Origin of the sequence: Streptomyces sp. NPDC058662, from assembly GCF_042716255.1 — a bacterium.
Taxonomy (GTDB): domain Bacteria; phylum Actinomycetota; class Actinomycetes; order Streptomycetales; family Streptomycetaceae; genus Streptomyces.
Genome location: NZ_JBHXRU010000027.1, coordinates 48,751 through 73,412 on the forward strand (window position 1 = coordinate 48,751; position 24,662 = coordinate 73,412).

A 24,662-nucleotide genomic window follows, 5' to 3' on the forward strand; every position below is an offset into this window, starting at 1 on the left:
AGAGACGCCCTACGCGGCCCGGACCTCGCGCTCGGTCTGCTGGGGGACGGCGCTCACCTGGTGGTGGGCGCAGGTGCGGACCGGCTTGGGACGGCGGCGGCCGGCGAACAGCCGGGGCAGGGCCAGCGTGACGAAGCCCTCCGCCTGCATCGCGGCGAAGCCGATGCGGGGCAGGTCGCGGGTGGTGCGGAAGACGACGAAGCGGGGCTCCCAGCGGGGCCGGAACTTCGCGTTGAACTTGTACAGCGACTCGATCTGGAACCAGCGGGACAGGAAGACGAGCAGGCCCCGCCACATCCGCAGGACCGGCCCGGCCCCGATCTTCTCGCCGCGGGCGAGGGCGGAGCGGAACATCGCGAAGTTGAGGGAGACCTTCTCGATCTTCAGCCCGGGGGCGGCCTCCAGGGAGGCCACGATCAGCAGTTCGTTCATGCCGGGGTCGGCGGCGCGGTCGCGGCGCATCAGCTCCAGCGACATGCCGTCGGCGCCCCAGGGGACGAAGTGCAGGACGGCCTTGAGGTCGCCGAAGGGGCTGGTGTCGCCCTCCTCGACGCGGTGGGCGGTGGCGATGAAGCAGTCGCCGTCGCCCGGGTCGCCGACCCGGCCCAGCGCCATGGAGAAGCCGCGCTCGGTGTCGGTGCCGCGCCAGGCCTCCGCGGCGCCGCGGACCTGCTCCAGCTCGGCCTCGGTGAGCTCGCTGACGCGGCGGACCTTGGTGGTGTAGCCGTTGCGCTCGATGCGCTTCACCATCTGGCGGACGTTGCGCATGGCGCGGCCGGAGAGGGAGAAGTCTTTGACGTCGACGATCGCCTCGTCACCGAGTTCGAGGGCGTCGAGGCCGGTCTCGCGGGTCCAGACCTCGCCGCCGGTCTCGCTGCACCCCATGACGGCGGGGGTCCAGGAGTGGGCCTTGGCCTCCTCCATGAAGCGCTCGATGGCGCCGGGCCAGGCCTCGACGTCGCCGATGGGGTCGCCGGAGGCCAGCATCACGCCGGAGACCACGCGGTAGGTGACGGCGGCCTTGCCGCTGGGGGAGAAGACGACGGCCTTGTCGCGGCGGAGCGCGAAGTGGCCGAGCGAGTCGCGGCCGCCGTGCCGGGCGAGCAGCTCGCGCAGCTTGGACTCGTCGTCCGTGGTGAGCCGGGCGGCCGGGTGCTCGGGGCGGAAGGCCAGGTAGATGGTGGTGAGGGCGGTCAGCATGCCGAGGGCGCCGAGCGAGTAGCCCACGGTCCAGGACACCCGGCCGGCGTAGTCGACGGGGCCCTCGAAGCCGAAGAGGCCGTAGACCACGTGCGTGACCTGCTCGTACAGGCTCGGGTTGCCGACGACCTTGCCCGGATGGACGTTGACGATGACCAGGCCGAGCCCGATGGAACCGGCGCTCATCAGGAAGAAGTTCGCGGCCGCCTTCCAGCGGCTGCGCGGATCGGGCAGCGCCTTGAATTCACTCTGATGGCGCAGCAGCAGCGCCAGCAGGACCGCGGCGATGATCACACCGATGACCGAGTGCCGGTACGTGAACTGCGCCGCGGCGCCCGCGGGCAGCAGCACCACGGCGGCCCGCCAGGCTCGCCGCTTGTGCCGCTTGAGCCCGTGGGCGAGCAGCAGCAGCAGGACGCCCGCGCTGATGGACAGGGCCGCCGCGAAGGGGCCCAGGGAGCCGGGCAGCACCTCGGTGACCGCGTGGATCCGGCTGTGGCGGAACCGCGGGAACACCCCGGCCGCGATGTCCAGAAGGCCGACGATCATGACGGCCGTACCTACCAGGCCGGGCACCGACTCCGGCCGTGGGCCGCTGAGGATTCGGCGGACCCCGCTCGGAACCTGTCCCGACTTATCGCCATCTATCCTGCTAGACATCGCTTCCCGTTGCTCCGCGAGAGATCATGTGGCCGAAGACCGCGACAGCCTCCGGTGTGTGGTGCGTCCATTAGGACGACAGCGAGGAGGAGCGGGTTCACTCTTCCGTCGGAAAAAACTAGTCCTGCCATCAGAAAGTCGACTGACTGCTCATGGGTCTCACCAGTAATACGGTTCTGGCGCTGGCCATCATCGCCGGTGTGCTGCTGTTCGCCGCCACCATCTGGTTCTGGCCGAAGCTCTCGGGCCGCACCGGGCGTGCCGTCCTCGGCCGGATCGGCCTGCTGCTGGCGACGCAGTTGGCGCTGTTCTCGGCTGTGGGGCTCGCGGCCAACAAGTCCTTCCTGTTCTACGGTTCCTGGGCCGACCTGCTGGGCCGGGAGACGTCCATCGGCAAGGTCGTCGACCACTCGATGAGCAGCAAGGACATCAAAGTCGTCGACAAGCAGGAGCTGGACGTGCCCGGCGGCGGCAAGCCGCAGGTCGGCGGTCAGATCCTGAAGGTCGCGATCACCGGGCAGAAGTCGAAGATAACCACGCCCGGCTACGTGTGGCTCCCGCCGGAGTACTTCCAGCCGCAGCACAAGGACGAGAACTTCCCCGCGTCCATCGTCCTTACGGGTTACCCGGGTACCGCCGAGAACCTGATCAAAGGGCTCGACTACCCGATGAAGGCCTTCAGCATGTCCAAGGCCGGCAAGATGAAGCCCATGATCCTGGTCATGCTGCGCCCGACCGTCGCGCCGCCGCGGGACACCGAGTGCGTCGACGTACCGGGTGGACCGCAGACCGAGACCTTCTTCGCCGTGGACCTCCCGCAGGCCGTCACCGACACCTTCCGGGTCGGCAAGAAGGCGGAGAACATGGGGTTCATCGGCAACTCCACGGGCGGGTACTGCGCGTTGAAGATCGCCGCGCACTACCCGCAGACCTTCGGCGCCGCCGCGGGCCTGTCCGCGTACTACGAGGCCCCGGACGACCCGACGACCGGCGACCTGTTCCACGGTGACGAGAAGCTGCGGCAGCGGGCCGACGTGCTGCACAGCATCGGCAACAAGAAGCCGACGGGTACGTCCTTCCTCGTCACCAGCAGCGAGGTCGGCGAGCCGAACCTCGACGGCACCAAGAAGTTCGTCAAGCTGGTGAAGAGCCCCGACCGGGTGTCGTCGATCATCCTCGACAGCGGCGGCCACAACTTCAACACGTGGCGGCGCGAGATCCCGCCGATGCTGACGTGGATGAGCGGCCGCATCCAGGCCTGACGCCGGGCGGCCCTGTGCGTCAGGCCTCCTGGAGCTGGGCCCGGCGCAGTGCCCGGTGCACGCCCTGCGGAGTGAGTACGCCGACCAGCGCGCCGGAGTCCGGATCGGTGACCCCGATCCGCCCCGAGTCCCCCTGGAGCAGCGCCGCCAGGGCCTCCCGCAGCGACGCGCCCAGCGCCACCGTGGGCTCGGCCCCGGCCGGGGGGTGGCCGCCGGGTGCCGGGGCGGAGGCGGCCGCGTGCTCCGCGGGCTCCGCCGCCGACCCGGCGGGGCCGGTGACGGCCTCCAGGTCCGCCGTTCCCACCGGGGTGACCGCGAGCCGCTTGAGCCCCCGGTCGGCGCCGACGAAGGAGGCCACGTAGTCCGTGGCCGGCGAGCCGAGCACCGCCGCCGGACGGGCGAACTGCTCGATGGTGCCGCTTCCGTAGACCGCCATCCGGTCGCCGAGGCGGATGGCCTCCTCCAGGTCGTGGGTGACCAGCAGGATCGTTTTGCGCACGGTCTTCTGCAGCGTCAGGAACTCGTTCTGGAGCCGCTCGCGCACCACCGGGTCCACCGCCCCGAACGGCTCGTCCATCAGCAGCACCGGCGGATCGGCGGCGAGCGCGCGGGCCACCCCGACGCGCTGGCGCTGCCCGCCCGACAGCTGCTGCGGGTACCTGCCCCCGTACACGGCCGGGTCCAGGCCGACCAGTTCGAGCAGTTCGGCGGCCCGCGCGCGGGCCCTGGCCCGGGGAGTGCCGATCAGCTGGGGCACGGTCGCCGTGTTCTCCAGCACCGTCTTGTGCGGGAACAGGCCGACCTGCTGGATGACGTACCCGATACGGCGGCGCAGCTCGACCGGGTCGGCGCCGGCGATGTCCTCGCCGCCCAGCAGGATCCGGCCGGAGGTGGGCTCGATCAGCCGGTTGACCATCTTCATCGTGGTCGTCTTGCCGCAGCCCGACGGACCCACGAGCGTGACCAGCTCGCCCTCCGCCACCTCGAAGGACAGGTCCTCGACGGCTGTCGTCCCGTCGGGGTACCGCTTGGTCACGTGCTCGAATCGGATCACGCCACCATCCTCGCCTACCGGCCGCCGCCGCGGGCGACGGGTTTGTGAGGGGAGTGTTGCGTGCGTGCGAACGGTTTCGGCCATTGACGGCGCGCGGCCGGTCGGGGGTTAGGGTCGCTTGTGGCCGCGGCCGCACAAGGACGCGTGTTCGGGACGGGGGTGAGCGGTATGGCCGGGCGGAACTGCCTGGTGGCGAACGACTGGATCTGCTGGGAGTACGTCACCTCCCGCTCCCAGGAGCTCACCGACGCCACCGTCGAACACCTCTGGATCACCGCCGTGTCCGTCCTGATCGGGGTCCTCGTGTCCCTGCCGCTCGCCCTGTTGGCCCGCCGCGGCCGGCGCTGGGCGGCGCCCGTGCTCGGCCTCACCACCCTGCTCTACACGGTCCCCTCGCTCGCCATGTTCTCCCTGCTGCTGCCGGTCTTCGGGCTCTCGGCGTCCCTGGTGGTGACCGGCCTGGTGCTGTACTCGCTGACCATCCTGGTCCGCAACGCGATGGCCGGGCTGGAAGCCGTCCCCGAGGAGGTGCGGGAAGCCGCCCGCGGCATGGGGTACGGGCCGGGCCGGCTGCTGTGGCAGGTGGAACTGCCCCTGGCGCTGCCCGCGCTGCTGGCGGGCGTGCGGATCGCGACCGTCTCCACGGTCGCGCTGACCACCGTCGGCTCCATCGTGGGCAAGGGCGGCCTCGGAAACCTCATCGCCCCCGCCGTGACCAGCTCCTTCAAGGCGCAGGTGCTCACCGCCTCCGTGCTGTGCGTGCTGCTCGCGCTGGCGGCGGACCTGCTGCTGCTCGGCGTGCAGCGGCTGTGCACGCCGTGGACCCGGGCGGCGAACCGCCCCGCGAAGGGGAGGTGACCGTGGGCGTCCTGGGAGAGGCCTGGAACTGGCTGGCCGACGGTGCCAACTGGGCCGGTGAGAGCGGGGTCTGGCACCGGCTCGGCGAGCACGTCTACGTCAGCGGGATCGCCCTCGCCCTCGCCTGCGCGCTGGCGCTCCCCCTCGGGCTGTACCTCGGCCACCTGGGCAGGGGCGGCACCCTCGCGGTGAACGTGTCCAACATCGGCCGCGCCGTGCCCGTCTTCGCGGTGCTGGCACTGTTCATGGTCTCCCCGCTGCGCAACACCGGCTACCTGCCGACCGTCGCCGCGCTCGTACTGTTCGCCATCCCCCCGCTGTTGACGAACGCGTACGTGGGTATGCGGGAGGTGGACCGCGCGGTGGTGGAGGCGGCCCGGGGCATGGGCATGTCCGGGACGCAGCTGTTCTTCCGGGTCGAACTGCCGCTCGCGCGCGGCCTGGTGATGACCGGCCTGCGCTCGGGAGCCGTGCAGGTCATCGCCACGGCCACGATCGCGGCCATGGTGGGCCAGGGCGGTCTCGGCCGGATCATCACCGCGGGCTTCAACACGTACAACACCGCGCAGGTCGTCGCGGGCGCCCTGCTGGTGGCCGCGCTGGCCCTGCTGGTGGAGGGCGCGCTGGTGGCGGCCGACCGGCTGCTGCTGCCGCGGCCGGCGGCGTCCCGCTGACCCCCGTCCCCCGACGTCCCGTCCCCCGACCTCCTGTCCATCGCCTCGAACGGAGTACCCCCATGAGCAAGAGCAAGCGCGTCCTCGGCGCGTCCCTGGGCGCCCTCGCGCTGACGGTGTCCCTGGCCGCGTGCGGCGGCGACAGCCTGGAGAAGAGCAAGGACGCGGGCGCCCCCTCCGACACCTCCGCGTCGCAGGGCGGCAAGGGGAGCCTGGTGATCGGTGCGGCCGGCTTCACCGAGTCCAACGTGCTCGCGGAGCTGTACGCGCAGGTGCTGGGAGACGCCGGCTACAGCACGTCCGTCAAGACGGTCAACAACCGCGAGCTGTACGAGCCGTCGCTGGAGAAGGGCGAGATCGACGTCGTCCCCGAGTACGCGGCCACGCTCGCCGAGTTCCTCAACGCCAAGGTGAACGGCCCCAAGGCGGCGGAGGAGAAGCCGGTCGCCTCCAGCGACGCCGCGGCGACCGTGGCGGCCCTGGAGAAGCTCGCCGCCCCGCTCGGCCTGAAGGCGCTGCCGGCCGGTTCCGCGGTCGACCAGAACGCCTTCGCCGTGAGCGGGGAATTCGCCCGCAAGAACAATCTGAGGACGCTTTCCGACCTCGGCGCCTCGGGCCTCAAGGTGAAGATCGCGGCGGGCGACGAATGCGCCGTACGGCCCTTCTGCGCACCGGGTCTGACCAAGACGTACGGAATCCAGGTCTCCGGTATCGACCCGAAGGGCGTGGGCACCCCGCAGGCCAAGCAGGCGGTCAAGGACGGCACGGACCAGGTCGTCCTGACCACGACCACGGACGCCACCCTCGACAGCTACGGACTGGTCCTGCTGGAGGACGACAAGAAGCTCCAGAACGCCGACAACGTGCTGCCCGTGGTCAATGCCAAGGACGCGGGCGCACCCGAGGTCGCGGCCGCGCTCGACAAGCTGACCAAGGTGCTGACGACGGCCGACCTGGTCGAGCTGAACCGCAAGGTGGACACCGAGCGGGCCAAGCCGGCGGACGTCGCGAAGGCCTATCTGGAGTCCAAGGGCCTGTTGAAGAAGTAACGGGTGCCGGGTTGTCGGGAAATGCGGGGTAACTGCTCGGGAACAGATTGCCGAGGGGGTTCCCCAAGGCCCGTCCACGCCCTGTAAATTTCAGGCCATGCCCCGTGGACGCCACCGCAATCCCGAACCCCTGCACCGGCTGCTCACGCCGACGACCGTCGGCGCCGTGTCCGTCGCCGGCGCCGGCGCGTCGTGGCTGCTCGCGGAGCCCGTGACGCTGCGCCTGCTCGTGGCGCTCACGGCCGCCGCCGGCGTCGCCGGCGCCGTCGTGATGCGCGCCTGGGACCGCTCCGCGGGCCGCCGCGTCGCGGAACTCGCGCGCGAGCGGGTCAAGGACGAGTGGAAGACGGACGAGCGGATAGCCGAGCTCGAATCCGATCTGGAAGAGGCCCGCGTGCTGCGCGCGCGGCTCGACGCCAAACTGCGCGCCAAGCGGGTCGAACTCGCGGGCCTGCGCGGCGAGCACGCCGCCCTGCTGCGCCGGTACGCGACGGCCGAGACCGAGCGGGCCAGCGCGCTGGAGGGCCGCCGACTGCTCGCCATCGAGGCCTCCTCGGCCCCGGCGCCCAAGGAACTCCCCGCGGTCTCGCAGGAGCGCACGGCCGCCGGCGCGCCGACCCCGGTCGGCTACGCCCGGGCCCATGCGGCGCTCTCCGCGCTGGCCCGCTCGGCGGGGGAGCGGACGCGGGCGCTGCCCGCCCCGGCCGCCGCCCCGGCCCTGGGTCCCGCCCCCGCGGCTTCCACCCCGGCCGGCACGCCCGTCGCCAAAGGCGGTCACGACCGACCGGCCGTGACCGGCCCGGCCGCGGCGGTGCCCGCGCGCCGGCAGGTGACCGCCGTGGCCCCGTACGCGTCCCGGCGCCGCCCCGCCTCCCGGGTCGAGGGCGGCTTCGACTTCTTCGGTACCAAGAACGCGGCGCAGGCCCGTGCCGTGATCGAGTCGGTCCAGAACGAGGACCTGGCCGATGTGGTCGGCGCCGAGGCCCTCGCCGTCCACAAGGCGGAGTCCGCGCTCGGGCCCGCCGGGCCCGAGTACAAGCCGGCCACCCCCGAGACCCGCGCCGCGGGCCAGGTCATCGACCTGACCGCACACGACGAGACCGCGCCGATCGACGTGGCCCCCCTGCGCACCGCGATCTCGTAGGCGCCGCGCCCTCCCGCGGAGCGGCGTCAGAACAGCGGGAGCTGTCCCGGGTGCCGGGGCAGTACGAAGCCGTCCAGCGTCGGCGCCGAGGCACCCAGCACCACGCGGGCGCGCGAGCCGGGGCAGGAGACCAGATCGCCCCGGCCGCGCCCGGCGGGAGGGTCGTGGCGGGCGATCCGGCCGGCGGTGACGGCGCAGTCGCGGCCGCAGGCGGGGCAGGCGCGGCGGGGGGAGAGGGACATGGCCCCAAGTCTGCCCTGCGGCAACGACATCGGGCCCGCCCGCGGCGGCACGGACGGCGCGCGGAGCGCTCGTGACGGCCTTCTCGCCGGTGCCGCCCCTCCTGGCCGGTGCCGACCCCTACTTGTCGATGTCGCCGACCACGAAGAACAGCGAGCCCAGGATCGACACCATGTCCGCGACCAGCTGCCCGGGCAGGAGGACGGCGAGGGCCTGGATGTTGTTGTACGAGGCGCTGCGCAGCTTGAGCCGGTACGGGGTCTTCTCGCCCTTGGAGACGAGGTAGTAGCCGTTGATGCCCAGCGGGTTCTCGGTCCACGCGTACGTGTGGCCCTCGGGCGCCTTCAACACCTTGGGCAGGCGCTGGTTGACCGGCCCCGGCGGGAGCTCCGCCATCCGGTCCAGGCAGGCCACGGCGAGGTCGAGGGCGTTGTGGGTCTGTTCGAGGAGCACCTCGAAGCGGGCCAGGCAGTCGCCCTCGGTGCGGGTGACCACCCTCAGGACGTCCTGGAGCTCGCCGTAGGCCAGGTACGGCTCGTCGCGCCGCAGGTCGAAGTCGACGCCCGACGCGCGGGCGATCGGGCCGGAGACCCCGTACGCGTGCACGGCCTCGGCGGACAGTACGCCGACGCCCCGGGTGCGGCCGCGGAAGATCTCGTTCCCGCGGACCAGCTTGTCGTAGACGTCCATCCGGGTCCGGACGTCCGCGACGGCGGCGCGGGCCCGGCCGAGCCAGCCGGCCGGCAGGTCCTCCTTGAGGCCGCCGACACGGTTGAACATGTAGTGCATGCGGCCGCCGGAGATCTCCTCCATGACCGCCTGGAGCTCCTCGCGCTCGCGGAACGCGTGGAAGATCGGGGTGATCCCGCCCAGTTCCAGCGGGTACGAGCCGAGGAACATCAGGTGGTTCAGCACCCGGTTCAGCTCGGCGAGCAGCGTCCGCATCCACACGGCGCGCTCGGGGACCTCCATGCCGAGCATCCGCTCGACGGCCATGACCACGCCCAGCTCGTTGGAGAACGCGGACAGCCAGTCGTGGCGGTTCGCGAGCATCACGATCTGGCGGTAGTCGCGCGCCTCGAAGAGCTTCTCGGCGCCCCGGTGCATGTAGCCGACCACCGGCTCCGCGCTGACGATCCGCTCGCCGTCCAGGACGAGGCGCAGGCGCAGCACGCCGTGCGTGGAGGGGTGCTGGGGGCCGATGTTGAGCACCATGTCGGTGCTCTCCGCCGCTCCGCCGATGCCGACCGTCGTCTCCGTCATGCGGGCATTGTCTCAGCCGCGGGGGGCCGCGTGGCGACCAGGCCGGATCCGCGGAAAGGCCGTGCGGGCCCGGCCGGGCGGGGCCGCCGCCCCCTAGGGTGGAGCCATGGGAACCGGGACGGCTGATCAGGCGGACACGCCCGAGTGGGTGGGGCTGCCGGGAGGGCTGCTCAGCATGAGGCGGCTGCTGCTGGTGGGGTGGACCCTCTCGCTGACGGCGGCGACCGCCGTGGCCGCGGGCATGCTCGCGGGGACGGCCTGGGCGGCCCTCGGCGCGTTCTGGCTGGGCGTGCTGGCCTGGGGCTGGGTGCTGCTGGGCCGGAACTGGCGGTCCTGGCGGTACGCCGAGCGCGCGGACGACCTGCTGATCAGCCGCGGTGTGCTGTGGCGGGAGCAGACGGTGGTCCCGTACGGGCGCATGCAGCTCGTGGAGGTGACCTCGGGGCCGCTGGAGCGCCGCTTCGGCCTGGCCTCGGTACAGCTGCACACGGCGGCCGCCGCGACGGACGCCAGGATCCCGGGGCTGGTGCCGGCCGAGGCGGAGCGGCTGCGCGACCGGCTCACCGCGCTGGGCGAGGCAAGGTCGGCGGGCCTGTGAACACCGAACCGGCGGCGGGCACCGAACCGGCGGCCGGCACCGTCCCGGGCGGGCTTGAGCCGGCCGGCACCGTCCCGGGCGGCCCCGGAGAGTCGGCGCGGCCGGCGGCCGCGGCCGGCGGCCCGGCGGGCACCGGCGGGCGCCGGCTGCACCCCTTCACCCCGCTGCGGCGCGCCTGGGTACCGATCGCCGCGACCGTGGGTGTGGCGGCCCAGCAGGGCGGTCAGGCGCGGGAGTGGGTCGGTGACCTGTCCACCCTGCTGCGTCTGACGGGGCTCGCGGCCCTGGTCCTGGTCTTCGGCCTGTACGGCTTCCTGAGCTGGTGGTTCACGCACTACGCCGTGACCGACACCGAGCTGCGCATCCGCAGCGGGCTGTTCTTCCGCCGTACCGCGCACATCCGCCTGGACCGGCTCCAGGCCGTGGACGTCACCCGGCCGCTGCTGGCCCGCCTGACCGGGGTGGCCAGCCTGCGGCTCGACGTCATCGGCACCGAGGAGAAGGACCGGCTGGCCTTCCTCGGCGAGGCGGACGCCGTCGCCCTGCGCGCCGAACTCCTCGCGCGGGCTGCCGGCTTCGCCCCCGAGGAGGCGGTACGGCTCGGCGAGGCGCCGGAACGGGAGCTGCTCCGGGTCCGCCCGCGCGACCTCGCCGTGTCGCTGCTGCTGAGCCTCGGCGTGTGGGCGGCCGCGGCCGGCGGGATCGTCGGCCCGGTCCTCGTGTGGTGGCTCAGCGAGAACGTGTGGGTGGCCGTCGGCATCCTGCTCCCCGTGGTCGGCGCGGTCTGGACGGCCACGGCGGGCCGGTTCCTGACCGAGTACGACTGGACGGTCGCCGAGTCCCCGGACGGCCTGCGCCTGGACCACGGCCTGCTGGACCGGGTCCACGAGACGGTGCCGCCCGGGCGCGTGCAGACCGTACGCATCGTCGAGCCGCTGCTGTGGCGGCGGCGCGACCAGGTCCGGGTGGAGCTGGCCGTCGCGGGCTCCAAGAACGACGTGCTGGTCCCGGTGGCCTCGCGGGAGGCCGCCCACGCCGTGATCTCCCGGGTGCTGCCGGGGGTGGACCTGGCGGCGCTGGCCTTCGACCCGTCGCCGCGCGCCGGGTCCCGGTGGGTGGTGCCGGTGTGGTGGAAGGGCTACGCCCTCGCGGTCTCCCCGGAGGTGTTCGCGGCCCGGCACGGGCGGCTGTGCCGGCGCACGGAGATCGTTCCGCACGCGAAGGTGCAGAGCATCCGCTTCACCCAGGGGCCCTGGCAGCGGGCCCGGGGCGTGGCCGACGTCCACGTGGACACGGGGGCCGACCGGACGGTCACGGCCCGGCTGCGCACGACGGCCGGGGCCGCCGCGCTGCTGACCGCCCAGGCGGCCCGCTCCCGCACCTCCCGCGCCACGGCCCGCCCGGACCGCTGGATGACGCGGCCGTAGGGCCGGGCCGCCCGCCGGGCCCGGCCGCTCCGCTACGACGGGCCGCCGCCCGCGCGGACCAGGCCCGTTTCGTATGCCAGGACGACGACCTGCACCCGGTCGCGCAGGTTCAGCTTGGTCAGGATGCGGCCCACGTGCGTCTTCACCGTCGCCTCCGAGAGCACCAGCCGGGCGGCGATCTCGCCGTTGGACAGGCCCTGCGCCACCAGCAGCATGACCTCGCGCTCGCGCTCCGTCAGCCGCTCGACCTCCTTGTTCCGCGGCTCCTGCGTGCTCGTCGGGAGCATGGGCGCGAACCGGTCCAGCAGCCGCCGCGTCGTCGACGGCGCCACCACCGCGTCGCCGCTGTGCACCGAGCGGATGGCCCCGAGCAGCTCGGCCGGCGGGACGTCCTTCAGCATGAAGCCGCTCGCGCCCGCCTTGAGGCCGGAGAACGCGTACTCGTCCAGGTCGAAGGTGGTCAGGATGATGACCTTCGGGTGCTCCTCCGGCTCGCAGATCCTCCGGGTCGCCTCGACCCCGTCGAGCCGGGGCATGCGGACGTCCATCAGCACCACGTCGACCTTCGTGGCCCGCAGCACCTCCAGCGCCTCCAGGCCGTCGCCGGCCTCGGCGACGACCTCCATGTCCGGCTGGGCGGCGAGCACCATCCGGAAGCCGGTGCGCAGCAGCACCTGGTCGTCGACCAGCATCACTCGGATGGACATCAGTTACCTCGTCCTCGTCATTTCTTCTTCAGGGGAAGCAGCGCGCTGATCCGGAAGCCGCCGCCGGGCCTCGGCCCCGTGTCCAGGGTGCCGCCGACCATACCGATCCGCTCCCGCATGCCGATCAGCCCGTGCCCGGCGCCGTCCGCGCCGCCGTCCTCGTACAACTCGTGGGCCGAGCCCCGTCCGTCGTCCTCGACCAGCAGGCCCAGTCCGTCGTCGAAGTACACCAGGCGGACGCTCGCCCTCGCGTCCGGGCCGCCGTGCTTGCGGGTGTTCGTCAGGGCCTCCTGCACGATGCGGTACGCGGTGAGCTCGACGCCGCTGGGCAGCCGCCGGGGCGCGCCCTCGACCTCGAAGTCCACCGCGAGCCCGGCCGCGCGTACCTGCTCGACCAGCACCTCGATCTGCTCGACGTCCGGCTGCGGTACGTAGTCCTCGGACTCCTGCGGTTCACCGGTGCGCAGGACGCCCAGCAGCCGCCGCATCTCGGCGAGGGCCTGGCGGCCGGTGCCGGAGATGGTCTGGAGTGCCTCCTTGGCCTGCTCGGGGGCCGCGTCCATGACGTACGCGGCCCCGTCCGCCTGGACCACCATCACGGAGACGTTGTGCGCGACGACGTCGTGGAGCTCGCGGGCGATCCGGGCGCGCTCGGCCGCGACCGCGACCTTGGCCTGGGCCTCGCGCTGGTTCTCCAGCCGCTGGTTGCGCTCGACGAGCTGGGCGTAGTAGGCCCGGCGGGTGCGCAGGGAGTCGCCGAGGACCCAGGCGAGGGCGAAGGGGACCATCATGAAGACGGTGATGAGCACGTTCTCGGTGCCGCTGGTGGTGCCCTTGTCGATGCCGAAGCGCAGGGCGTAGAGCGGCGAGGCCAGCAGCCCCGCCCCGAGGGCCCCGCGCGAGAGCCACCGCGGGACGTCGCCGGCGGCCGCGACCGTGTAGAGGACCACGAGCATGGCGAGGTCGAAGAACTGCGCCTCGAAGGCGATGAGCAGCTGGTAGACGCCGGCGCCGACGGTGACCCAGAACATGGCCTGGGTCCACTTGCGCCGCAGCGCGACGGCGGCGCTCAGCGCGACCACGGCCGGGACGACCGTCAGCCGCGTGGCGGGAGTGTCGTCGCCGGACACCACGATCATCATCGAGAACCCGAAGAAGAGGACAGCCCAGAAGCTGTCGACGCCCGTCGGGTGTCTGCGGAGGAAGTCGTAGAGGCGCTGCACGTAACCCAGAGTAGGGAAAGAAGAAAGGTGCTGGAGTCAACCACAGGTGCGAACCTGGCGCCGGGTGTGTACTCCCCAAGGTGGACAGTGAGCCTAGCCTTCGGGGGTGAGCACCAAGGACGCACCCGAGCCCCCGGCCCCGACCCCCGCCCCGGCCCCGGTGGCGCCGGCCGCCCCCGCCTCCGCCCCGGTCCGCTGGCGGGTCGCCATGGAGGCCGCGCTGTACGGACCGGGCGGCTTCTACGTCCGCCCGGGCGGACCGGGGCCCGCCGGGCACTTCCGTACGTCGGTGCACGCCTCGCCGCTGTACGCGCTCGCCGTGGCCCGGCTGCTGCGGTGGGTGGACGGGCGGCTCGGCCGGCCCGGGCGGCTGGACCTCGTCGACATGGGGGCCGGCCGGGGCGAGCTGCTGACCGGGGTGCTCGGCGCGCTGGAGCCGGAGCTGGCCGCGCGGGTGCGCCCGTACGCGGTGGAGCGGGCGCCGCGCCCGGACGGCCTGGACCCGCGCATCCTCTGGGCGGCGGCCCCGCCCGAGCGGATGACGGGGCTCCTCTTCGCGAACGAGTGGCTGGACAACGTCCCGCTGGAGATCGCGGAGGACGGCCGCTACGTACTGGTAGCGCCGGACGGCACGGAGAGCCCGGGCGGCCCGCTGGACGAGGCGGACCGGGCCTGGCTGGAGCGCTGGTGGCCCGGCGGCGGCCGGGCGGAGGTCGGCCGGGCGCGCGACCAGGCGTGGGCGGCGGCCGCGGCGACCGTGGACCGGGGCCTGGCGGTGGCGGTGGACTACGCGCACACCCGGGAGGCGAGGCCCCCGTACGGGACGCTGACGGGGTTCCTGGGCGGACGCGAGGTGCCCCCCGTCCCGGACGGGAGCCGCGATGTCACCGCGCACGTGGCACTGGACGCCTGCGCGGGGCCGGGCGCGGTCCTGCTCACCCAGCGGGAGGCGCTGGCCGCCCTCGGCGTCTCGGGGGCCCGGCCCCCGCTCGCCCTGGCCTCGACGGATCCGGCGGGTTACGTACGGGCCCTGTCCGCGGCGGGGGAGGCGGCGGAGCTGACGGCCCGCGGCGGCCTGGGCGACTTCGGCTGGCTGGTGCAGCCGGTCGGCATCGGCGGCTGGCCCGAGAACGCCTGACCCCGGACCGGGCCGTCGCCGCCCGGCCCGGCCGCGCCCCGTACCGCTCGACCGGCCGCCGCCGCGCCCGACCCGATCCCACCCCCGACCGCACCCCGCCCCGTACGAACGCCGGTGGGGCCGGCCTCCCCTTCGGGAAGCCGGCCCCACCGCCGGACGTGTTGCGCGTGTTCCTACTCGGTGACCTCGTGGCCGTGGCCCTCGTGCAGGCCGCCGCCGCTGCCCGTGCCCGGGGTGGTGGGCTGGGAGACGACCGGCTTCGCCAGCGGGGCCAGGTCGTGCGCGTAGTGGCCCACGGCGTCCGCGATGACGTCGACGTTGATGTCGAGCGCCTTCTGGTCGATGTTGGTGATGTCGTCACCCGCCGCGTGGTAGTTCACGTCGTACGCGACACCGGCCTGACCGCCGAACTTCGCGGCCTGGGCCTGCGTCTTGATGCCCTCGGCGCCGGTGAACGTACCGCCGGACGGGATGCCGACCTCGATGAACGGGCCGTAGTCCGAGCGGCCGGAGAAGTCCGTGCCCTCGTGCGGGATCTTCTTCGAGTCGAGGAAGTCGGTGATGCCGCGCTCGATCTGGGCGGAGCCCTCGGGGCCGGGGCCGGCGCCCGTGGCGTCCGAGTCGTCGCCGTCGTAGACGAAGTAGGCGGCGTTCGGCGAGGCGATCATGTCGAAGTTCAGGTAGAGCTTGATCTTCTTCTTCTGGTCCTCGGTCAGCCCGGCGACGTAGGCCTCGGAGCCGAGCAGGCCGAACTCCTCGGCCGACCACCAGGCGAACTTGACCTTGTTCTTGATCTTCGTCTGGTTGCTCGCGAGGCGCTGGGCGACCTGGAGGATGCCGGCCGAGCCGGAGCCGTTGTCGTTGATGCCCGGACCCGCCGCGACGGAGTCGAGGTGGGCGCCGAGGAAGACGGTGTTGTTCTCGTCGCCGCCGCGGGTCTCGGCGATGACGTTGTACGTCTTGCGGTTCTCGCGCAGCTCGCGGATGTCGAGGGTGACCTCGACCGGCCCGGCGGCGGCCTCGGCGGCGAGCCTCTCGCCGTCCTCCTGGGACACGCCACCGGTCGGGACCTTGCCGGCGGCCGGGTCGCCCATGGTGCCGTTCAGGGCGCCCGGGGTGTTGTTGTAGATGACGGCGCCCACGGCGCCGGCCGCGGCCGCGTTCTCCTGCTTCACCGCGAAGGTGCAGCCGCCGCGCTTGACCAGCGCGATCCTGCCCGTGAAGGCGCCGGCGGCGAAGTCGCCCGGCTCGCAGCCGTTGGTGCCGTCCGCGTCCACGGGGGCGACGGCCAGGGGCGCGGTGATGCCGCCCTCCGGGCCGGACTTGGTGTAGGTCATCAGGTGGATCGGGACGTCGCGCTCGTCGGCGCCGTTCACCGTGAGCTTCTCGGCGATCGCCTCGACGTAGACGAAGTCGAACTCGTTCTTGGTGACCTTGTAGCCGGCCGCGCGCATCACGGCCTCGACGTACTGGGCGGACTGCGTGTGGCCCTTGGAGCCGGCGACGCGGTTGCCGTTGTTGTAGTCGGCGATCGACTGGAACACCTTGAGGTGGTTGTTGGCACCCTTGCCGGTCGCGTCCTTGACCAGCTTCCTGGCCAGCGCGTCACCCCGGGCGGCATCGCTCTGCGGGCTCCCGGTGGCGCCGGCCGGCCCGGCGAGGAGCAGCGGGGAGACGAGGGCCGCGGCGGCGAAAGCGGCGGTCGCTGCGGCTATACGGCGTGAGGGCATGGAGGTCCTTCCACGACAAAGACGAGCAGGGCAGGCGAAGCGGAACGTGCGGATGTGGTGCGCGTGCACGGGGGGAACGGTGGACGCACGTTAGACAGCAAGTGGCCACTCTGACCAGAGTTTTCACTGATTCCGGTTTATGAATTCCGTATATCGGTGACTACGTACCGCCCAGAACCGGCCGCCCGCCTGCGGTTTTCGGCTACCGGACGCCGCCCTCGCCGCAGTCCGGGCCGATCCGGACGGCAGCGGCCGCATCCAACTGATGCCGGGCATACCGCCCCTGGCGCCGCGTAAGCACCAGGGCGGCCCAATTCGGCACGGCCGGGCGCCGCGGCGCGGCCGGCGCGCGGGGGGACGCCCGGGGGCGGGCCCGGCGGCGTCCGTGGTGACCCTCATCAGGCCATTCTGGTCGCGCACCCCGCGGCCGGGCGGCGCGCGCACCCGCGCCGAGGGCTCCGTCCGGGTGGCCGTACCGGGCGCGCCGCGGCGGCCGTACGGGTGATCGCGCACGCGGCGGCGGAGCCCCCGGGGGAGGCCCCGCAGGGCCCCGGCGGGGGCGGGCCGGCGCCGGACGCCGATCGTCGTGCGGGGTGCCGCCGACGGGGTGAGGGTGGACGTATGACCGCGATCGAGCAGTACCTCGTCGACACCTACCGGGCCTGCCAACAGGGCGCCCCGATGCCGCCGCCCCCGGGCCGGGACGACCTCGCCGCGCTGCGGGAGGCCCGCACGTACCAGCGGTTCCGGCCCGTCGTGGAGGGCCGCCCGGCCCGCCACCCGTGGCGCGCCGCGCTGCGCGGGCTGGGCCGACTGGGCTCGCCCCTCGCCCGCCGCACGCCGCCCGCCGACCCGTGATGCGGAGCGGCTCAGTCGAAGTTGGGCGCGTTGCGCTCGTAGACCAGCCGCAGGCCGATCAGCGTCAGCCAGGGCTCGTGGTCGTCGATCACCGAGGACTCGCCGAGGACCATCGGGGCCAGCCCGCCGGTGGCGATGACCCGTACGTCGTCCGGGTCCCCCGCCGGGCCCGCCAGCTCCTTGGCCATACGGGCGACGACCCCGTCCACCTGGCCCGCGAAGCCGTAGACCACACCCGACTGCATCGCCTCGACCGTGGACTTGCCGATCACGTTGCGCGGCCGGGCCAGCTCGATCTTGCGCAGCTGGGCGCCGCGCACCCCGAGTGCCTCCATCGAGATCTCGATGCCGGGGGAGATCACCCCGCCCACGTACTCGCCCTTCGCGGACACCGCGTCGAAGGTGGTCGCCGTACCGAAGTCGACCACGATCGCCGGGCCCCCGTAGAGCTCGACCGCGGCGACCGCGTTGATGATGCGGTCCGCGCCGACCTCCTTCGGGTTGTCCATGAGGATGGGCACGCCGGTCTTGATACCGGGCTCCACCAGCACCGCGGGCACGTCGCCGTAGTAGCGCCGGGTGACCTCGCGCAGCTCGTGCAGGACCGACGGCACCGTCGAGCAGATCGCGATGCCGTGGATGCCGTCGCCCAGCTCGCTGCCCAGCATCGGGTGCGTCCCCATCAGGCCCTGCATGAGCACGGCCATCTCGTCGGCCGTGCGCCGGGGGTCCGTGGAGATGCGCCAGTGCTCGACGATCTCGTCACCGTCGAACAGGCCGAGGACCGTGTGGGTGTTGCCCACGTCGATGGTGAGGAGCACGGCTTACACCGCCTCGCGCAGATCGAGGCCGATGTCCAGGATCGGCGCGGAGTGCGTCAGCGCGCCGACGGCCAGGAAGTCCACGCCGGTCTCCGCGTACGCCCGCGCCGTGTCCAGTGTGAGGCGGCCCGAGGACTCCAGCACCGCGCGGCCGGCCACCAGGGCCACGGCCTCCGCCGTCCGCTCCACCGTGAAGTTGTCCAGCAGGATCAGGTCCGCGCCCGCCTCCAGCACCTCGCCGACCTGCTCCAGGGTGTCGACCTCGACCTCGATCGGGACCTCCGGGAAGGCCTCCCGCACAGCCTGGAAGGCCTGCGCGACCCCGCCGGCCGCGATTACGTGGTTGTCCTTGACCAGCGCCGCGTCCGACAGCGACATGCGGTGGTTGACGCCGCCGCCGCAGCGCACCGCGTACTTCTCCAGCGCGCGCAGGCCCGGGGTCGTCTTGCGGGTGTCGCGGACCTTCGCCCCGGTGCCCTCCAGCACGTCCGCCCAGCGGCGCGTGGCGGTCGCGATGCCCGACAGGCGGCACAGGATGTTCAGCGCGCTGCGCTCGGCCGTCAGCAGGTCGCGGGTGCGGGACCGCACGGAGAGCAGCACCTGTCCCGCCTTGACGGCGTCGCCGTCCTCCGCGTGCCGCTCCACCTCGAAGGCCTCGGTGCACACCACGGAGAAGACGGCCTCGGCGATACGCAGGCCCGCCACGACCCCGTCCTCCCGCGCGATGAAGTCCGCGACGGCCTCGGCCTCCTCGGGCACGGTGGCGACGGTCGTGACGTCGACGCCGCCGTCCAGGTCCTCGGAGAGCGCCATGTGGGCGATGTCCTCGACCTCGATCGGGTCCAGGCCCGCGTCGGCCAGCAGCTGGGCCAGCGCCGGGTCCAGGCCGGTCTCCTCGCCGTCACCGCAGGCGCAGTCCTCGCCGCAGCCGCCGTCGTTCTGGTCGATCAGGGGGAGTTCGGGGGTGCTCACGGTCACTGCTCCAGGCTCGGGGTACTGAGGGGGGTGTGCACGGACGGGAAGTCCGCGGAGTCGGTGGGGACGACCACCAGGGCGCGCTTCTCGGTCGCCGAGAGACGCACGACGAGGTGGCGGCGCCAGTCGGCATCGTCCCGGTCGGGATGGTCCTCGCGCCAGTGGCAGCCGCGGGTCTCCACCCGCTGCCGGGCGGCGGCGACCAGGACCCGGGCCACGCACAGCAGGTTGGTGGCCTCCCAGGTGTCCACGCCCGGCTCGGCGGTCTTGCCGTGCGCCTCCAGCTCGTTCAGGGCGGTGGCGTACAGCGCTTCGAGGTCCTCGGCCGCCGTGCGCAGCGACTCGGCCGAGCGCAGCACGCCCGCGCCGTTCGTCATGATCCGCTGGACCTCGTACCGCGCCCCGGCGGGCTGCAGCGGACCGCTGGCGGGCACCGGGATGCCCGGGCCGCTGCCGGAGACCGCCCGGCGGGCGATGTCGTCGGCGATCCGCTCGGCGAAGACCAGGCCCTCCAGGAGGGAGTTGGACGCCAGCCGGTTCGCGCCGTGCACACCCGTGCAGGCGACCTCGCCGCAGGCGTACAGGCCGGGGACGGTCGTCCGGCCGTGCAGGTCCGTCCGCACGCCGCCGGACGCGTAGTGCGCGGCGGGGGCGACGGGGATCGGCTCGGTCACCGGGTCGATGCCGTGGGCGCGGCAGGCGGCCAGGATGGTGGGGAAGCGCTGCTCCCACATCGTGGCGCCGAAGTGCCGGGCGTCCAGGTACATGTGCTGGGCGCCCTGCTCCTGCATGCGGCGCATGATGCCCTTGGCGACGATGTCCCGCGGGGCCAGCTCGGCGAGCTCGTGCCGGCCCGCCATGAAGCGGACCCCGTCCGCGTCCACGAGGTGCGCGCCCTCGCCCCGCACCGCCTCCGACACCAGCGGCTGCTGCCCCTCGGCGTCCGGGCCGAGGAACAGCACCGTCGGGTGGAACTGCACGAATTCGAGGTCCGAGACCTCCGCGCCGGCGCGCAGCGCGAGCGCCACGCCGTCGCCGGTGGACACCGCCGGATTGGTGGTGGCGGAGAAGACCTGGCCCATGCCGCCGGTCGCGAGGATCACGGCGGGCGCGTGGACGGCGCCCACCCCGTCGTGCTGGCCCTCGCCCATGACGTGCAGGGTGACCCCGGCCGTACGGCCCTCCGCGTCCTGGAGCAGGTCCAGCACGAGGGCGTTCTCCACGGTCTCGATGCCCGCGGCGTGGACCGCCTCGACGAGCGCCCGGGAGATCTCGGCGCCGGTGGCGTCGCCGCCCGCGTGCGCGATCCGGCGCCGGTGGTGGCCGCCCTCGCGGGTCAGCTCTATCTCGCCGGTCTCGGCGGAGGTGTCGAACACGGCGCCGGTCGCCATCAGCCGCCGTACCGCGTCCGGGCCCTCGGTGACGAGCAGCCGTACGGCCTCCTCGTCGCACAGGCCCGCGCCCGCGACGAGGGTGTCGTCCAGGTGCTGCTCGGGGGTGTCGCCCTCGCCGAGGGCGGCGGCGATGCCGCCCTGGGCCCAGCGGGTGGAGCCGTCGTCGAGCCGGGCCTTGGTGACCACGACGGTACGGCGGCCCGCGGCGGCGCAGCGCAGCGCGGCCGTCAGGCCCGCCACGCCGGAACCGACGACCACGACGTCGGCGTCGACGGCCCAGCCGGGGGCGGGGGCGTGCAGCCGTATTCCGGTACCGCCGCCGGCCACCGGGCCTCTGCCTGTGGTGCTCACGAGTGTGCTCCGAACTCCAATGGGATGTTGTCGATCAGCCGGGTCGTGCCCACCTTCGCGGCGACGGCCAGGACGGCCCGCCCCGTGAAGTCGGGCCGGGCCTCGGTGAAGTCCTGCGGGTCCACCAGCGCCAGGTAGTCCAGTACCAGGGGCGGGTCCTGTCGGCCCGCCTCCTCCAGTACGTGCCGTGCCGCCGCCCGGACCGCGTCCGGCAGCCCGGCGCCCGCCGCCGAGACGGCGTGCGCGTCGGCCGAGGCCCGGATCTCGCCGAGCCGGGCCAGCGCGGTGGCGCGCTCGTCGCTCGCCGGCGCGGCCTCGGCGCGCGCCCGCAGCGCGGCCTGCGCGGCGAGCCGGTCGCGCCCGGCGAACAGCGCCCGCGACAGGGCCAGCGCGGTGCGGCGCTCGGGGGCGGACAGGTACCGGTTGCGGCTGGACAGCGCCAGCCCGTCCTCCTCGCGGACGGTCGGGACGCCGACCACCTCCACGGGGAAGTTCAAATCCGTCACCATCCGCCGGATCAAAGCCAGTTGCTGCGCGTCCTTCTCGCCGAAGAGCGCGAGGTCGGGGCGGGTCAGGTGGAGCAGCTTGGCGACGACGGTCAGCATCCCGTCGAAGTGGCCCGGGCGGGTGGCCCCTTCGAGGCGCCCGCCCATGGGGCCGGCGGCGATCCGCACCTGGGGGTCCCCGCCGGGGTACACCTCGTCCACGGCCGGGGCGAACACCACGTCGGCGCTCGCCTCCTCGGCGACGCGCACGTCGGCGCCGAGGCTGCGCGGATAGCGGTCGAGGTCCTCACCCGCCCCGAACTGCAGCGGATTGACGAAGACGGTGACGACGACCTGCCCCTGGGGGCCGGCCAGCTCGCGGGCGGTGCGGACCAGCGTGGCGTGCCCCTCGTGCAGGGCGCCCATGGTCATCACCACGGCCCGGCGGCCGGTGCGCGGGAGCGCGTGCAGCTCCCCGGCGGTGTGCAGCACGAGCGCGGTCACCGGTCACCACTTCCGTTTCCTTCGGCGTCGTCCGCGAGGACGCCGAGCAGGTCCTCGGCGAGCTCGGGCTTGAGCAGGCCGTGTGCGAGGGCCCGGTCCGCGGTGGTGCGGGCCATGGCCAGGTAGCCGGCGACCGTGCCGGGGGCGTGCTTGCGCAGCTCCGAGACGTGCGCGGCGACCGTACCGGCGTCACCCCGGGCCACCGGGCCGGTCAGGGCCGCGTCCCCGGAGCGCAGGGCGTTGTCGAGGGCCGCGCCGAGCAGCGGGCCGAGCATGCGGTCGGGGTGCTCGACGCCGGCTTTGCGGAGCAGCTCCATCGACTGGGCGACCAGGGTGACGAGGTGGTTCGCGCCGAGCGCCAGGGCCGCGTGGTACAGCGGGCGGTCCGCCTCGGCGATCCACTCGGGCTCCCCGCCCATCTCGATGACCAGGGCCTCCGCGGCGAGCCGCAGCTCGTCGGGGGCGGTGACGCCGAAGGAGCAGCCGGCCAGCCGCTGCACGTCGACCTCGGTGCCCGTGAAGGTCATCGCCGGGTGCAGGGCCAGCGGCAGCGCGCCCGCGCGCCGCGCCGGGTCGAGCACGGCGGTCCCGTACCGCCCGGAGGTGTGCACCAGGAGCTGGCCCGGGCGGACGGCCCCGGTCTCCGCGAGTCCCTCGACGAGGGAGGGCAGGGCGTCGTCGGGGACGGTGAGCAGGACGAGGTCGGCCCGCTCCAGCACCTGCGCGGGCGGTACCAGCGGCACGTCGGGCAGCATGCGGGCGGCCCGGCGCACGGAGGCGTCGGACACGCCGGACACGGCGACGGGCCGGTGTCCGGCCTGCTGGAGCGCGCGGGCCAGCGCGGGGCCGACCCGGCCGGCGCCGACGACGCCGACGGCGAGGCGGGCAGGGCGGGGCTGCGGTGATGAGTTCACGCGGGGAGGGCCTTCCGTTCCAGTCCGCGGGGGGTACCGGACGATACGTCGCCATGCTAGCCCCTGGGTTCCGGGCGGGGTCGGCGATGATCTGGGGTATGAGCGAGGACACGGAACGTACGAAGCGGCTGGTGGCGGCCTGGCGAGGGGCCGACCGGGCGCTGTCCCGCAGCCTGCTGGAGCCCTCGGTGGGGGAGCTGCTCGCCTCGCTGGCCGACGCCCCGTACGACCTGGACGAGCCGGCCGACGTGTACGGCGACGGGATCGTGGCCGAGCTGGAGCGGCGGGTCGCCGAGCTGCTCGGCACCCAGGACGCGGCGTTCTTCCCCAGCGGCACCATGGCCCAGCAGGTCGCCCTGCGCTGCTGGGCGGGGCGGACCGGGAACCCGGTGGTGGCCCTGCACCCGATGAGCCATCCGGAGCGGTGGGAGGGGGACGCGCTGTCGGTGGTGTCGGGGCTGCGGGTCACGCACCCGACGGTCGAGGCCCGCCAGCCGACGGCGGAGGAGGTCCGGGAGGCCCCGGAGCCCTTCGGGACGCTGATGCTGGAGCTGCCGCTGCGCGAGGCGGGCTTCCTGCTGCCCGCCTGGGAGGAGCTGGAGGCGCTGGTGGCGGCGGCCCGGGAGCGGGACGCGGTGGTCCACTTCGACGGCGCCCGGCTGTGGGAGTCCACCGTCCACTTCGGGCGCCCGCTGCCGGAGATCGCCGGGCTCGCGGACTCGGTGTACGTCTCCTTCTACAAGTCCCTCGGCGGTCTCAGCGGGGCGGCCCTCGCGGGGCCGCGCGAGTTCGTGGAGCAGACGCGGGTGTGGCGGCACCGCTACGGCGGCCAGGTCTTCCGCCAGTTCCCGCAGGCGCTGGCCGCCCTGGCCGGCCTGGAGCGGGAGCTGCCGAGGCTCCCCGAGTACGTGGCGGGGGCCCGGGCGGTGGCGGCGGCACTGGACGCCGCGCTGGAGGAGCGGGGGGTGCCGTGGTTCCGGGTCCACCCGCGCGTGCCGCACACCCACCAGTTCCAGGTGTGGCTTCCGTACGACGCGGAGCGCCTGACCGAGGCCGGGCTGCGGCAGGCGCGGGAGACGGGCCGGGTCCTCTTCCGCCGGTGGTCGCCCGACGGGGTGCCGGGGCTGTCGATGACGGAGCTGGAGGTGACGGAACCGGGCCTGTCGTGGACGGCGTCGGACGTGGCGGAAGCGGTGTCGGACTTCCTGGCCCGGCTGTAGCCGCGTCCCGCCCCGTCGCCGCCCCGCCGCCCCGCCGCCCCGCGCGGCCGCGCCGAGCGCGGTGGGAGGAAACGCCGAATTGCGGGAAAGGCGCCGGACCACCCGCGCCGCGGCGATACGGTGCCCCACGGGAATTACCGGCGACCGTGACCGGAGGAGAGAGAAACATGACCGCTCAGCCCCCCGTGTGGCAGAAGTCCTCGTTCTGTGATGAGGCGGACGCCTGCGTCTACGTCGCCGCCACCCCCGGATCCCTCGTCCGTGTCGCCGACCGCGCCGACCCCGCGCACCTCGTGCTCGCCACGACCCAGGCCGCGTGGATCGACTTCCTCCGGGCGGTGAAGGCGTCCGGCTGAGGGACCCGCCGCGCGCCGCCCCCGCCTCCTCGGGGGATTTTGTCCGATTAGCGCGTATCTTCGGCCCATGCCCACGCCTTACGGATCTTGCGGCGGCATGGCGTTCAGCGCTGCTGAGCTGCACGTGCTCAAGCGTTCGCTCGCCCACGCCCTTCAGCCCTCCGCGGCCCCCCTGTCGGCCGCGGAGATCCATGACTGCCTGCGCCTCGCGCGGTCGGTGGACGACGCCGTCCAGGAGGCGGGGCGGCTCAGAGCGTTCCTCCTGGACGACCTCGCCCGCTACCGGGGAGCCCTGCCGGGCAGCCTCTCCGGCTACCTGGAGCTCCTCCAGGACGCCCTGTCCGCCGGCTACGAGCCGGTGCCCGACGACCTCGCCGCGCTGCGCGCCCTGCGCGCCAACGCGGTCGCGGCGGCGCTGCTGGAGCGGGCCCAGGTCGTCGCGGAGCGGTCCGTGCGGCGGCGGCTGCGGGCCGCCGCCCCCGCGCCCCGGACCCGGCTGCTCGCGCTGGCGGGCGGGCAGGACGGCGGGGGCGGGCCCGCGGGGCCGGCGCCCGCCC

At 73.8% G+C, this 24,662-nt stretch carries 24 protein-coding genes; 12 read left to right on the plus strand and 12 right to left on the minus strand.

The features are described from left to right. Positions 1-9: 9 nt before the first annotated feature. Complete coding sequence (locus tag ACFWUQ_RS12885; protein WP_384536842.1) at positions 10-1,860, minus strand: phosphatidylglycerol lysyltransferase domain-containing protein; 1,851 nt, start codon at positions 1,858-1,860, stop codon at positions 10-12. Between the two features lie 152 nt (positions 1,861-2,012). On the opposite strand from ACFWUQ_RS12885, the gene ACFWUQ_RS12890 reads away from it, so the two are divergent. Beyond that, positions 2,013-3,122, plus strand: a complete 1,110-nt coding sequence (locus ACFWUQ_RS12890; RefSeq protein WP_384536845.1) for an alpha/beta hydrolase — start codon at positions 2,013-2,015, stop codon at positions 3,120-3,122. 19 nt (positions 3,123-3,141) lie between these two features. On the opposite strand, the gene ACFWUQ_RS12895 is transcribed toward ACFWUQ_RS12890, so the two are convergent. Continuing rightward, positions 3,142-4,176: an ABC transporter ATP-binding protein gene (locus ACFWUQ_RS12895; RefSeq protein ID WP_384536848.1), complete on the minus strand. Its 1,035-nt coding sequence runs from the start codon at positions 4,174-4,176 to the stop codon at positions 3,142-3,144. A gap of 168 nt (positions 4,177-4,344) precedes the next feature. Here ACFWUQ_RS12895 and ACFWUQ_RS12900 point away from each other — a divergent pair, with 168 nt between their 5' ends. From ACFWUQ_RS12900 to ACFWUQ_RS12915, 4 genes are all read left to right on the plus strand, one after another. Next, positions 4,345-5,034: an ABC transporter permease gene (locus tag ACFWUQ_RS12900; RefSeq protein ID WP_384536851.1), complete on the plus strand. Its 690-nt coding sequence runs from the start codon at positions 4,345-4,347 to the stop codon at positions 5,032-5,034. 2 nt (positions 5,035-5,036) lie between these two features. Then, the gene (locus ACFWUQ_RS12905; protein WP_384536853.1) at positions 5,037-5,708 is read left to right on the plus strand and encodes an ABC transporter permease; all 672 of its coding nucleotides are present in this window, start codon (positions 5,037-5,039) and stop codon (positions 5,706-5,708) included. 62 nt (positions 5,709-5,770) lie between these two features. Further along, positions 5,771-6,757, plus strand: a complete 987-nt coding sequence (locus tag ACFWUQ_RS12910; RefSeq protein ID WP_384536856.1) for a glycine betaine ABC transporter substrate-binding protein — start codon at positions 5,771-5,773, stop codon at positions 6,755-6,757. A gap of 97 nt (positions 6,758-6,854) precedes the next feature. Beyond that, positions 6,855-7,901 carry a hypothetical protein gene (locus tag ACFWUQ_RS12915; RefSeq protein ID WP_384536859.1) on the plus strand — a complete coding sequence of 349 codons (1,047 nt, stop codon included), beginning with the start codon at positions 6,855-6,857 and terminating at the stop codon, positions 7,899-7,901. Positions 7,902-7,927: 26 nt separating this feature from the next. On the opposite strand, the gene ACFWUQ_RS12920 is transcribed toward ACFWUQ_RS12915, so the two are convergent. Together ACFWUQ_RS12920 and ACFWUQ_RS12925 are read right to left on the minus strand one after the other, a co-directional pair. Continuing rightward, positions 7,928-8,143: a hypothetical protein gene (locus ACFWUQ_RS12920; protein WP_384536862.1), complete on the minus strand. Its 216-nt coding sequence runs from the start codon at positions 8,141-8,143 to the stop codon at positions 7,928-7,930. A 118-nt stretch (positions 8,144-8,261) separates the two neighbouring features. After that, the gene (locus ACFWUQ_RS12925) at positions 8,262-9,404 is read right to left on the minus strand and encodes an NADH-quinone oxidoreductase subunit D (protein WP_384536865.1); all 1,143 of its coding nucleotides are present in this window, start codon (positions 9,402-9,404) and stop codon (positions 8,262-8,264) included. Between the two features lie 106 nt (positions 9,405-9,510). Here ACFWUQ_RS12925 and ACFWUQ_RS12930 point away from each other — a divergent pair, with 106 nt between their 5' ends. Both ACFWUQ_RS12930 and ACFWUQ_RS12935 read left to right on the plus strand, forming a co-directional pair. After that, on the plus strand, positions 9,511-10,002 hold the full coding sequence (locus tag ACFWUQ_RS12930) for a PH domain-containing protein (RefSeq protein ID WP_384536868.1): 492 nt from the start codon (positions 9,511-9,513) through the stop codon (positions 10,000-10,002). Further along, entirely contained in the window at positions 9,999-11,429 is a 1,431-nt protein-coding gene (locus ACFWUQ_RS12935; protein WP_384536870.1) for a PH domain-containing protein, read from the plus strand. The genes ACFWUQ_RS12930 and ACFWUQ_RS12935 overlap by 4 nt, the downstream gene beginning before the upstream one ends. 32 nt (positions 11,430-11,461) lie before the next feature. Here ACFWUQ_RS12935 and ACFWUQ_RS12940 read toward each other — a convergent pair whose 3' ends face one another. Continuing rightward, complete coding sequence (locus ACFWUQ_RS12940) at positions 11,462-12,136, minus strand: response regulator (RefSeq protein WP_384536873.1); 675 nt, start codon at positions 12,134-12,136, stop codon at positions 11,462-11,464. A gap of 17 nt (positions 12,137-12,153) precedes the next feature. Then, complete coding sequence (locus tag ACFWUQ_RS12945) at positions 12,154-13,359, minus strand: sensor histidine kinase (RefSeq protein WP_384536876.1); 1,206 nt, start codon at positions 13,357-13,359, stop codon at positions 12,154-12,156. A 208-nt stretch (positions 13,360-13,567) separates the two neighbouring features. Here ACFWUQ_RS12945 and ACFWUQ_RS12950 point away from each other — a divergent pair, with 208 nt between their 5' ends. After that, positions 13,568-14,497 carry an SAM-dependent methyltransferase gene (locus ACFWUQ_RS12950; protein WP_384536906.1) on the plus strand — a complete coding sequence of 310 codons (930 nt, stop codon included), beginning with the start codon at positions 13,568-13,570 and terminating at the stop codon, positions 14,495-14,497. A gap of 173 nt (positions 14,498-14,670) precedes the next feature. Here ACFWUQ_RS12950 and ACFWUQ_RS12955 read toward each other — a convergent pair whose 3' ends face one another. After that, positions 14,671-16,227, minus strand: coding sequence for a M28 family metallopeptidase (locus tag ACFWUQ_RS12955; protein WP_384536879.1), 1,557 nt, complete (start codon positions 16,225-16,227; stop codon positions 14,671-14,673). Between the two features lie 621 nt (positions 16,228-16,848). Here ACFWUQ_RS12955 and ACFWUQ_RS12960 point away from each other — a divergent pair. Further along, positions 16,849-17,085, plus strand: coding sequence for a hypothetical protein (locus ACFWUQ_RS12960; RefSeq protein ID WP_384536882.1), 237 nt, complete (start codon positions 16,849-16,851; stop codon positions 17,083-17,085). A gap of 11 nt (positions 17,086-17,096) precedes the next feature. Here the strand turns inward: ACFWUQ_RS12960 and ACFWUQ_RS12965 are convergent, their stop codons facing one another. From ACFWUQ_RS12965 to ACFWUQ_RS12985, 5 genes are read right to left on the minus strand one after another with little or no spacing between them, the layout of a single operon-like run. Next, positions 17,097-17,906 (minus strand): type III pantothenate kinase, encoded by an 810-nt coding sequence (locus ACFWUQ_RS12965; RefSeq protein WP_384536885.1) that lies wholly within the window; start codon positions 17,904-17,906, stop codon positions 17,097-17,099. Between the two features lie 3 nt (positions 17,907-17,909). Further along, the gene (gene nadC / locus ACFWUQ_RS12970; protein WP_384536909.1) at positions 17,910-18,878 is read right to left on the minus strand and encodes a carboxylating nicotinate-nucleotide diphosphorylase; all 969 of its coding nucleotides are present in this window, start codon (positions 18,876-18,878) and stop codon (positions 17,910-17,912) included. Between the two features lie 2 nt (positions 18,879-18,880). Then, on the minus strand, positions 18,881-20,626 hold the full coding sequence (locus ACFWUQ_RS12975; RefSeq protein ID WP_384536887.1) for an L-aspartate oxidase: 1,746 nt from the start codon (positions 20,624-20,626) through the stop codon (positions 18,881-18,883). Continuing rightward, positions 20,623-21,615: a pantoate--beta-alanine ligase gene (gene panC, locus ACFWUQ_RS12980; RefSeq protein ID WP_384536890.1), complete on the minus strand. Its 993-nt coding sequence runs from the start codon at positions 21,613-21,615 to the stop codon at positions 20,623-20,625. Before panC ends, ACFWUQ_RS12975 begins: the two co-directional genes overlap by 4 nt. Next, positions 21,612-22,529, minus strand: coding sequence for a Rossmann-like and DUF2520 domain-containing protein (locus tag ACFWUQ_RS12985; RefSeq protein WP_384536893.1), 918 nt, complete (start codon positions 22,527-22,529; stop codon positions 21,612-21,614). The genes panC and ACFWUQ_RS12985 overlap by 4 nt, the downstream gene beginning before the upstream one ends. Positions 22,530-22,627: 98 nt before the next feature. Here ACFWUQ_RS12985 and ACFWUQ_RS12990 point away from each other — a divergent pair, with 98 nt between their 5' ends. The 3 genes from ACFWUQ_RS12990 to ACFWUQ_RS13000 form a co-directional block, all read left to right on the plus strand. Then, complete coding sequence (locus ACFWUQ_RS12990) at positions 22,628-23,749, plus strand: threonine aldolase family protein (protein ID WP_384536895.1); 1,122 nt, start codon at positions 22,628-22,630, stop codon at positions 23,747-23,749. 167 nt (positions 23,750-23,916) lie between these two features. Then, the gene (locus tag ACFWUQ_RS12995; protein ID WP_384536898.1) at positions 23,917-24,105 is read left to right on the plus strand and encodes a DUF397 domain-containing protein; all 189 of its coding nucleotides are present in this window, start codon (positions 23,917-23,919) and stop codon (positions 24,103-24,105) included. Between the two features lie 97 nt (positions 24,106-24,202). Then, a partial coding sequence (locus tag ACFWUQ_RS13000) for a hypothetical protein (RefSeq protein WP_384536912.1) occupies positions 24,203-24,662 on the plus strand: 460 nt, incomplete at its 3' end.